Origin of the sequence: Streptomyces sp. NPDC029216, from assembly GCF_040648015.1 — a bacterium.
GTDB lineage: Bacteria > Actinomycetota > Actinomycetes > Streptomycetales > Streptomycetaceae > Streptomyces.
Genome location: NZ_JBEZWL010000092.1, coordinates 19,863 through 29,536 on the forward strand (window position 1 = coordinate 19,863; position 9,674 = coordinate 29,536).

Here is a 9,674-nt window from a genome sequence, read left to right on the forward strand (position 1 = left end):
CCGGCCCTTCCCGGGCCGGCCCGGCTCCACCTGCGCCGAGTCCTGTCTTTGAGGCTTCTCCCGGGGCCCGGCACCACACGCAGCAACGACACGAAAGCTCTCGCCTGTCATGACAGAGAAGACCACCGGGGCCAGCTACGCAGCCGCCGGCGTCGACATCGAAGCGGGCGACCGCGCCGTCGAGCTGATGAAGGAGTGGGTGAAGAAGACGCAGCGCCCCGAGGTCCTCGGCGGCCTCGGCGGCTTCGCCGGCCTCTTCGACGCCTCCGCCCTCAAGCGCTACGAGCGCCCCCTGCTGGCCTCGGCCACGGACGGCGTCGGCACCAAGGTGGACATCGCCCGCCAGATGGGCGTGTACGACACCATCGGCCACGACCTGGTCGCCATGGTCATGGACGACATCGTCGTCTGCGGCGCCGAGCCGCTCTTCATGACGGACTACATCTGCGTCGGCAAGGTCCACCCCGAGCGCGTCGCCGCCATCGTCAAGGGCATTGCCGAAGGCTGCGTCCTGGCCGGCTGCGCCCTGGTCGGTGGCGAGACCGCCGAGCACCCGGGCCTGCTCGGACCGGACGACTTCGACGTCGCCGGCGCCGGCACCGGCGTGGTCGAGTACGACCGGCTCCTCGGCGCCGATCGCATCCGTACGGGGGACGCCGTCATCGCGATGGCATCGTCCGGCCTTCACTCGAACGGGTACTCGCTCGTCCGCCACGTCCTCTTCGACCGCGCCGGGATGTCCCTCGACCAGCACGTCGAGGAGCTCGGCCGGACCCTCGGCGAGGAGCTGCTGGAGCCGACCAAGATCTACTCGCTGGACTGCATGGCCCTCACCCGTACGGCCGAAGTCCACGCGTACTCGCACATCACCGGCGGCGGCCTCGCCGCGAACCTGGCCCGGGTCATCCCCGACCACCTGCACGCCACGGTCGACCGCTCCACCTGGACCCCGGGCGCCGTGTTCGACCTGGTCGGCAAGGCCGGGAACGTCGAGCGGCTGGAGCTGGAGAAGACCCTGAACATGGGCGTCGGCATGATGGCCGTGGTCCCGCAGGAGTCGGTGGACGTGGCCCTGACCGCGCTGGCCGACCGGGGCGTCGAGGCCTGGGTCGCCGGCGAGATCCTGGACCGGGGCGACCACACCGAAGGTGCGACCCTGACCGGGGACTACGCGGTCTGAGCAGCGCTAAAACCCGGTCCGGGGCAAGGCCCTGGACCGGGTTTCGGCATTGTTCAGCTGTCAGCCAGCAAGAGCTGGGCTGGGCAGACGCTCGGGGCAGAGGTGCTGCGCGTCAAGCCCCGCGACGGTGCGCCGACGGACCGGACTCTTCGTCCTCGTCCTCGTCGTCATCGTTGTACAGATCCGCGTACTTGGCGTACGGGTCGTCGTCGTCCAGATCGTCATCGACTTCGACCGGCGCGCTGATCAGCGGCTCTGTCGGCGATGCGCCCAGCTCATTGGCCAGACGCGTCAGGTCGGTCCCGCCGCTGTTGTACTTCAGCTGGCGGGCGACCTTTGTCTGCTTGGCCTTGGCCCGGCCGCGCCCCATGGCTCGACCCCCTCGGTGACGGGGCTCGACGGCCCCAGAGTCTGACACGCGTTCATGGTTCGGAGCGGGCTCTCCGTGGAGAGACCGTCCGTAGGGGTTTAACGGTACCTGCTTCCGCGGCCATACGGTACGCCGCCCGCATGACGTGCCTCTCCACAGAACCAGCGGGACACCCCGTACTCGCTGGTCAGCTGCGATTTTAACGCTTTCCTGGCCGCCGACCCGCCGAAGCGCAGTGAGTTCCGTCTCGCCGCGCTCCGGCGGGCCACCCGCCGGGGTCCGGCCGAACCCCGGCGGGGCTACGCCTTGCGGGCCGCGGCGCGCGCGGCGAGGGCGTCGGCCATCCGCTGCTCGGCGATCCGGTCGGCCGCGGCGGCCGGCGGGATCCCGTCTTCCTTCGCACGTGCGAATATGGCCAGGGTGGTGTCGAAGATCTTCGAAGCCTTGGCCTTGCACCGGTCGAAGTCGAAGCCGTGCAGCTCGTCCGCGACCTGGATCACGCCGCCCGCGTTGACCACGTAGTCCGGGGCGTAGAGGATCCCGCGGTCCGCGAGGTCCTTCTCCACGCCCGGGTGGGCCAGCTGGTTGTTCGCCGCGCCGCACACGACCGAGGCCGTGAGCACCGGGACGGAGGCGTCGTTCAGGGCGCCACCGAGCGCGCAGGGGGCGTAGATGTCCAGGCCCTCGGTGCGGATCAGGGCCTCGGTGTCGGCCACGGCCGAGACCTTGCCGCCGGGGTGCTTGTCGAGGATCTCGCGCACGGACTCCTCGCGGACGTCCGTGATCACGACCTCGGCGCCGTCCTCCAGGAGGTGCTCCACCAGGTGACGGCCGACCTTGCCGACGCCCGCGACGCCGACCTTGCGGCCGCGCAGGGTCGGGTCGCCCCACAGGTGCTGGGCGCTGGCGCGCATGCCCTGGAAGACGCCGAACGCGGTGAGCACCGAGGAGTCGCCGGCGCCGCCGTTCTCGGGGGAGCGGCCGGTGGCCCAGCGGGTCTCGCGGGCGACGACGTCCATGTCGGCGACGTACGTGCCGACGTCGCAGGCGGTGACGTAGCGGCCACCGAGGGACTCCACGAAGCGGCCGTAGGCCAGCAGGAGTTCCTCGGTCTTCAGCACGGCGGGGTCGCCGATGATCACGGCCTTGCCGCCGCCGAGGTCGAGACCGGCGAGGGCGTTCTTGTACGACATGCCGCGCGAGAGGTTCAGCGCGTCACGGACGGCTTCCTCGTCCGAGGCGTACGCGTGGAAGCGCGTGCCGCCGAGGGCGGGGCCCAGGGCGGTGGAGTGGATGGCGATGACGGCCTTGAGTCCGGTGGCCCGGTCCTGGCACAGCACGACTTGCTCGTGGCCGCCCTGCTCACTGCGGAACAGGGTGTGCAGGACGCCGTCGGTCATTTCGGTCACGGTGGTGACTCCCATGGAAGAGATGCGGCGGAAAGACGCCCGCCCTGCGGGTGGGGGAGGGCGCACTGGGAGCAGAGTAAGACCTGTGGCGGGCACCGGTAGCCCTTGTCCGGGGATCGGAACACTCCCGGGCCGCGCGCGGGGCGGCCGCCGGTCCCCGCCTGCCTTTCCCGGCCCGCGAGTTGGAGGTGAACCGGGCCCCCAAAGCGGGGAGGACGAGGAGGTGAGCGAATCCCCCGACCTCCGGCCGCCGTCCGCGAGGCCCGCACCGACCGTCCCGTACGCCTCCTACCTGCGCGTCTACGAGCCCCTGGGCTCCTTCCCGGAGCCGGAGCGCACCCACTGGGCAGCGTACGCCCGGCGCGGGCCGGCGCCCACCGCCCAGGACGAACTGCGCCGGTCCCTCTCCGATTTGGTCCGGGTGCCCGTGGTCGGGGTGCCGGCGCACGAGAGCGGGGACGCCTTCACGGCGGAGCTGGACGGGGTGCTGCTGGTGTGCCCGTGGCGGACGCGGCTGCGGGGGTGGCTGGCGCTGGAGGAGCTGGTGGCGAACTTCCCGGCGCCGGTGCTGGACGCGGCGCTGCCGCCGGCGTCGAGGCGCCGGGCCGTCGCCGCGTACGAGGCCTGGCGGGAGCGGAACCCCGACGCGCGCCCGTGGATCCGTACCGGGGTGTGGCAGGTGCCGCTGCGCTGGTTCGTGCTGGTGGCGGACGAGGAGCGGGAGTACCTGCCGGGGGAGCGGCTGCGCTACCGGACGCCGATGGTGCAGGCGCGGCGCCGGCTCGCGCGGGGGCTGCGGACGCTGCGCGAGGCGGAGGCGCGGGGGCAGGCGGGTTACGGGCCGCTGGCCGAGGGGCTGGTGGAGGTGGGCAGCTGGCTGGAGGAGTTCCATCCGCGGTCGATGGTCGAACTGGACTACGGCGGGCTGCTGCACGGGCTCCCGGCTGACGGGCTGGCCGGGGACCGGTCGGCCCGCGACCTCGCGGAGGGCATGGCGGCCCTGCGCGAGGGGGACCAAGCGGGCGCGGCGGCGGTGTACGAGGAGCTGGCCCGGCGGTGGAGGGCGGTGAGGGAGAGACTTTTCGCGAACTAGAGGCAGCCTTGACCCTTTCCGGAACCGGGGTCTGCGTAGATCATGGACGGACCTGTTCGGAACCCGTTCGGGCGCTACGCGTATCGCCCGTATCGGTCACGATCGGCCGAATGGCCCACAAGTCGCAGATCAGGGGCTTGATCACGGTATTAGGGTCTTTGTTCCAGGACCTACGTCCCGATCCGGGCCATTGGCCCAAGCGTGACGGACCGCACTATCCACACCCTTGCGTCCTTCCCCTACCCTCATGCCAAAATAGGACAAGGAGTCCGGGGAGGGTTCCTTCCGCCCAACTAAGGGCGGAATGCTCGGTATTGCACTCTATGGGGGGTCTGACGACTCCTGATCGCTCTGTGACTGATCGTCACAGTGGGGTGACTGTCCGTTATAGGGCGGTCCATCGGCTTCCGCCGCTGATGAACACCTCGGAGGGCAATTCCATCGGTTTGGCCGTCGAGGCTGGACGGATGGTGTAGTTGTAGTGCCGAGGACAAGCCGTTCGTCCTATAACCGACTCGGCCTGCGTATGTCCATTTCGGGCAACGCGGGCCAAGGTGCAGAATTTAGAGGAAAGAACCGAGATGGTTCGGTTCTCCCGAGGAGGCCGCTCATGACCGCTCGCACCCCTGATGCCGAGCCGCTGCTGACCCCGGCTGAGGTTGCCACCATGTTCCGCGTGGACCCGAAGACGGTTACCCGCTGGGCCAAGGCCGGCAAGCTCACGTCCATCCGCACCCTGGGTGGACACCGCCGTTACCGCGAGGCCGAGGTCCGCGCACTGCTCGCGGGAATTCCGCAGCAGCGCAGCGAGGCCTGAGGTCCCGCACAGCACCACCGCTTTAAAGGGTGCGTATCGGATCCCCCAATCCGATGAGCCCACACAGCTTCATGCGGCGGAGCCTGCCCCAACAGGCACTGCCGTCGATCGCGCTGGACTCCGCCGGGTCCAGCGCGATTTTTTTGTGCCCGGGAGGCTCGGCTGACCGGGAGGCTCGGCCGGGTGGGTGCCATTGCACATATTAAATCGAGCGGGCGTAGGGCTCCGATAAACGTGCGAGTCTCAAAAACTCGTGTGGTGACTCCCGTCACAGTTGATGACTCTTGTACATCCGGCAATGCACCCCGTAAAGGGATGTCCCGCGCAGAGCGCCCTCACGCGAACGGGGGATTTCCGCCCGGAGGCCGCCGTATACGGTCGACCCGCTGGAGGGCCCCTGGGGGGCCTGCGGGGACGGGCGGGGGCCGGAGAGGTCCGGGCGGGCGGCCGGGGCCGCCTGAGGGGCTTCCAGGGGCGTTCGTGAGCCCCGGGTGATCAACAGGTGGCGGAGCGCGTCCGCCGGGCCGGTCCACCGGGCCCGGCAACGCGTCAGGGCCCGTATCCCTTGCGGGATACGGGCCCTGACGTTTCTGCGATCCTGACGGGACTTGAACCCGCGACCTCCACCTTGACAGGGTGGCGAGCTAACCAACTGCTCCACAGGACCTGGAACGCTGCCGATCGCTCGGCTGCGAGTCAGACTGTACAGCAGCCCGGGGGGTGGGGTCGAACCAGGCCGCTCCGCACTCACGGAGCGAGTGCGTCCACCGCCTTCACGATGCGCTTGTCGGAGATCGGGTACGCCGTCCCCAGCGCGTGCGCGAAGTAGCTGACCCGCAGCTCCTCGATCATCCAGCGGATCTCGGTGACGGCCTCCGGCACCGGCCGGCCCTTCGGCAGCTGCTCCAGCAGCCACAGGTACTCGTCCCGCATCTCGTGGACCTTCTCCATGCGCGTGGTGTCGCGCTGGGCGCCCGTCGGCATCTGCTGGAGCCGCCGGTCGATCGCCACCAGATAGCGCATCAGGTCCGGCAGCCGCTTCAGCCCGGTCAGCGTCACGAAACCGGCCGGCATCAGGGCCGCCAGCTGCGTCTTCACGTCCGCGACGTTCGCCATCAGGGCCAGGCTGCCGGTCGCCTTCAGCCGCCGCTCGCAGGCCTGCCAGGCGGCCAGGACCTGCTGGACCTGGCCGACGGTCCGCACGGTGGTGTCCACCAGGTCGGCCCGCACCGCGTCGAACAGCCGGCGGAAACCCGCCTCGTCCCAGGCGGGACCGCCGTGGTCGGCGATCAGCTTGTCGGTGGCCGCGGTCGCGCAGTCGTCGAACAGCGCCTGGATGGAACCGTGCGGATTGCGGGAGAGGGCCAGCTTCTGCTGGTTGGTCAGCTTGTCCGAGGCGAACTTCGCGGGGTTCACCGGGATGTTGAGCAGGATCAGCCGCCGGGTGCCCAGCCACATCGCCTGCCGCTGCTCGGCCTCGGTGTCGAAGAGCCGCACGGAGACGCTCGTCCCCTCGTCCACCAGCGCCGGGTACGCCTTCACCGGCTGGCCGGCCCGGCGGGTCTCGAAGACCTTCACCAGGGTGCCGATCGTCCAGTCGGTCAGCCCCGAGCGCTCCACCGACTCCCCGCCCGCCCGCTCGGCGGTGGCGGCCGCGGCCTTGGAGAGGGCCTGGCGGGCCTTCGGCTTCAGCTGGAGGCGCAGGGCCTCCAGGTCCTTGTCCTCGGCCAGCTTGCGGCGGCGCTCGTCGACGATCCGGAAGGTGATCTTCAGGTGGTCCGGGATCCGGGAGAGGTCGAAGTCCTCGGCCGAGACCGGGACCCCGACCATCCGCTGGAGCTCGCGCGCCAGCGTCACCGGCAGCGGTTCCTGGAGCGGCACGGCCGTCTCCAGGAACCGGGAGGCGTAGTTCGGCGCGGGCACGTAGTGCCGCCGGATCGGCTTCGGCAGCGAGCGGATCAGCTCGGTGACGACCTCCTCGCGCAGACCCGGGATCTGCCAGTCGAAGCCCTCGTCGGTGACCTGGTTCAGCACCTGGAGCGGGATGTGCACGGTCACACCGTCCGCGTCCGCGCCCGGCTCGAACTGGTAGGTCACCCGGAACTTCAGCTGACCCTGCCGCCAGGAGTCCGGATAGTCGGCCTTCGTGACCCCGGCCGCCTTCTCCGTCAGCAGCATCTCGCGCTCGAAGTCGAGGAGTTCGGGCTCCTCGCGCCGCTTGTGCTTCCACCAGGAGTCGAAGTGCGCCCCCGACACCACGTGCTCGGGGATCCGCTGGTCGTAGAAGTCGAACAGGGTCTCGTCGTCCACGACGATGTCGCGGCGCCGCGCCCGGTTCTCCAGCTCCTCGACCTCGGTCAGCAGCTTGCGGTTGTCGGCGTAGAACTTGTGGTGGGTGCGCCAGTCACCCTCGACCAGCGCGTTGCGGATGAAGAGCTCGCGCGAGACCTCGGCGTCGATCCGGCCGTAGTTGATCTTCCGCTGGGCGACGATCGGCACCCCGTACAGGGTGACCTTCTCGTACGCCATCACGGCCGCCTGGTCCTTCTCCCAGTGCGGCTCGCTGTACGTGCGCTTGATCAGGTGCTGCGCGAGGGGCTCCACCCACTCGGGCTCCACCTTGGCGTTGACCCGAGCCCACAGCCGCGAGGTCTCCACCAGCTCCGCCGACATCAGGAACTTCGGCTGCTTCTTGAACAGCGCCGACCCCGGGAAGACCGCGAACTTCGCCGACCGCGCGCCCAGGTACTCGTTCTTGTCGGTGTCCTTCAGACCGATGTGCGACAGCAGACCGGCCAGCAGCGAGATGTGGATGTTGGTCTCGGCGCCCTCGGCCTCGTTGACGTGGATGCCCATCGTCTTCGCGACCGAGCGCAGCTGCGCGTAGATGTCCTGCCACTCGCGGATCCGCAGGAAGTTCAGGTACTCCTGCTTGCACATCCGGCGGAAGGAGGACGAGCCGCGCTCCTTCTGCTGCTCGCGGACGTAGCGCCACATGTTCAGGAAGGAGAGGAAGTCGCTCGTCTCGTCCTTGAACCGGGCGTGGTACTGGTCCGCCTGGGTCTGCTTGTCCGACGGGCGCTCGCGCGGGTCCTGGATCGACAGGGCCGCCGCGATGACCATGACCTCGCGGACGCAGTTGTTCTTGTCCGCCTCCACCACCATGCGGGCCAGCCGCGGGTCCACCGGCAGCTGGGAGAGCTGCCGGCCCATCGGGGTGAGCCGCTTCGCGGGGTCCTTCTCCGCCGGGTCGAGGGCGCCGAGCTCCTGGAGCAGCTGCACGCCGTCGCGGATGTTGCGGTGGTCCGGCGGGTCGATGAAGGGGAACTTCTCGATCTCGCCGAGGCCGGCGGCGGTCATCTGGAGGATGACGGAGGCCAGGTTCGTGCGGAGGATCTCCGCGTCCGTGTACTCCGGACGGGCGTTGAAGTCGTCCTCGGAGTACAGCCGGATGCAGATGCCGTCGCTGGTACGGCCGCAGCGGCCCTTGCGCTGGTTGGCGCTGGCCTGGCTGATCCGCTCGATGGGCAGCCGCTGCACCTTCGTGCGGTGGCTGTAGCGGGAGATGCGGGCCGTGCCCGGGTCGATCACGTACTTGATGCCGGGGACCGTGAGGGAGGTCTCGGCGACGTTGGTCGCCAGGACGATCCGGCGGCCGGTGTGCTGCTGGAACACCCGGTGCTGCTCGGCGTGCGAGAGCCGGGCGTACAGGGGGAGCACCTCGGTGCTCTGCCATTGAGCGCCTGCGGCGCGGGGGAGCTTCTTCTTGTTCAGCGCGTCGGCGGTGTCGCGGATCTCCCGCTCGCCGGAGAGGAAGACGAGGATGTCGCCCGCGCCCTCGCCCTGGAGCTCGTCGACGGCGTCGCAGATCGCGGTGATCTGGTCGCGGTCGCTCTCCTCGCTGTCCTCTTCCAGCAGCGGCCGGTAGCGGACCTCGACGGGATACGTCCGCCCGCTGACCTCGACGATCGGGGCGTCGCCGAAGTGGCGGGAGAAGCGCTCCGGGTCGATCGTCGCGGAGGTGATCACGACCTTGAGGTCGGGGCGCTTCGGGAGCAGCTGGGCCAGGTAGCCGAGCAGGAAGTCGATGTTGAGGCTGCGCTCGTGGGCCTCGTCGATGATGATCGTGTCGTAGGCGCGCAGCTCGCGGTCCGTCTGGATCTCGGCGAGCAGGATGCCGTCGGTCATCAGCTTCACGAAGGTCTCGTCCGGGTTCACCTGGTCGGTGAAGCGGACCTTCCAGCCGACCGTGCGGCCGATCTCGGACTTCAGCTCCTCGGCGATGCGCTCCGCGACCGTGCGGGCGGCGATCCGGCGGGGCTGGGTGTGCCCGATCATGCCCCGGACGCCGCGCCCCAGCTCCATGCAGATCTTGGGGATCTGCGTGGTCTTTCCGGAGCCGGTCTCGCCCGCGACGATCACGACCTGGTGGTCGCGTATCGCCTCGGCGATCTCGTCCTTCTTCTGGCTGACGGGCAGGTTCTCGGGATACGTGACCTCCGGCATGCGCGAGGCGCGGCCGGCCAGTCGCGCGGCGGCCTTCTCGGCCTCCGCGGCGATCTCGTCGAGCACGGCCTGCTTGGCCTCGGGCTTGCGGATGCGGCGGGCGCCTTCAAGGCGGCGGCCGAGGCGGTGCGCGTCCCGGAGGGAGATCTCACCGAGAAGCGTCTGCAGGGCGGCGAAGGAAGTAGACATACCTGCTTGAGGATCTCACCTGGGCCCGGCGGGTGGCGAACGCATTTGTGCCCCTCCCCGTACCATTTCGGGACGAGTCCCCCAGTTGTGCGAGTGAGAGGCAGCCCACC

6 protein-coding genes and 1 tRNA gene are annotated in these 9,674 nt (G+C 69.7%); 3 read left to right on the forward strand and 4 right to left on the reverse strand.

Going from position 1 to position 9,674, the window contains the following annotated elements:
- The first annotated feature begins 109 nt into the window (after nucleotides 1-109).
- Nucleotides 110-1,180: a phosphoribosylformylglycinamidine cyclo-ligase gene (purM, locus tag AB0F18_RS27205; protein ID WP_362065115.1), complete on the forward strand. Its 1,071-nt coding sequence runs from the start codon at nucleotides 110-112 to the stop codon at nucleotides 1,178-1,180.
- Between the two features lie 112 nt (nucleotides 1,181-1,292).
- On the opposite strand, the gene AB0F18_RS27210 is transcribed toward purM, so the two are convergent.
- On the reverse strand, nucleotides 1,293-1,550 hold the full coding sequence (locus AB0F18_RS27210; RefSeq protein WP_351877376.1) for a DUF3073 domain-containing protein: 258 nt from the start codon (nucleotides 1,548-1,550) through the stop codon (nucleotides 1,293-1,295).
- A gap of 299 nt (nucleotides 1,551-1,849) precedes the next feature.
- Nucleotides 1,850-2,959 carry a Glu/Leu/Phe/Val dehydrogenase dimerization domain-containing protein gene (locus AB0F18_RS27215; protein ID WP_362065118.1) on the reverse strand — a complete coding sequence of 370 codons (1,110 nt, stop codon included), beginning with the start codon at nucleotides 2,957-2,959 and terminating at the stop codon, nucleotides 1,850-1,852.
- A 223-nt stretch (nucleotides 2,960-3,182) separates the two neighbouring features.
- Here AB0F18_RS27215 and AB0F18_RS27220 point away from each other — a divergent pair, with 223 nt between their 5' ends.
- Both AB0F18_RS27220 and bldC read left to right on the forward strand, forming a co-directional pair.
- Nucleotides 3,183-4,052 carry a hypothetical protein gene (locus tag AB0F18_RS27220; RefSeq protein WP_362065121.1) on the forward strand — a complete coding sequence of 290 codons (870 nt, stop codon included), beginning with the start codon at nucleotides 3,183-3,185 and terminating at the stop codon, nucleotides 4,050-4,052.
- 610 nt (nucleotides 4,053-4,662) lie between these two features.
- On the forward strand, nucleotides 4,663-4,869 hold the full coding sequence (gene bldC / locus AB0F18_RS27225; RefSeq protein WP_003949541.1) for a developmental transcriptional regulator BldC: 207 nt from the start codon (nucleotides 4,663-4,665) through the stop codon (nucleotides 4,867-4,869).
- Between the two features lie 593 nt (nucleotides 4,870-5,462).
- Here bldC and AB0F18_RS27230 read toward each other — a convergent pair.
- Both AB0F18_RS27230 and hrpA read right to left on the reverse strand, forming a co-directional pair.
- A tRNA-Asp gene (locus tag AB0F18_RS27230) sits at nucleotides 5,463-5,536 on the reverse strand.
- Nucleotides 5,537-5,616: 80 nt separating this feature from the next.
- On the reverse strand, nucleotides 5,617-9,564 hold the full coding sequence (hrpA, locus tag AB0F18_RS27235; protein ID WP_362065124.1) for an ATP-dependent RNA helicase HrpA: 3,948 nt from the start codon (nucleotides 9,562-9,564) through the stop codon (nucleotides 5,617-5,619).
- Nucleotides 9,565-9,674: the final 110 nt, after the last annotated feature.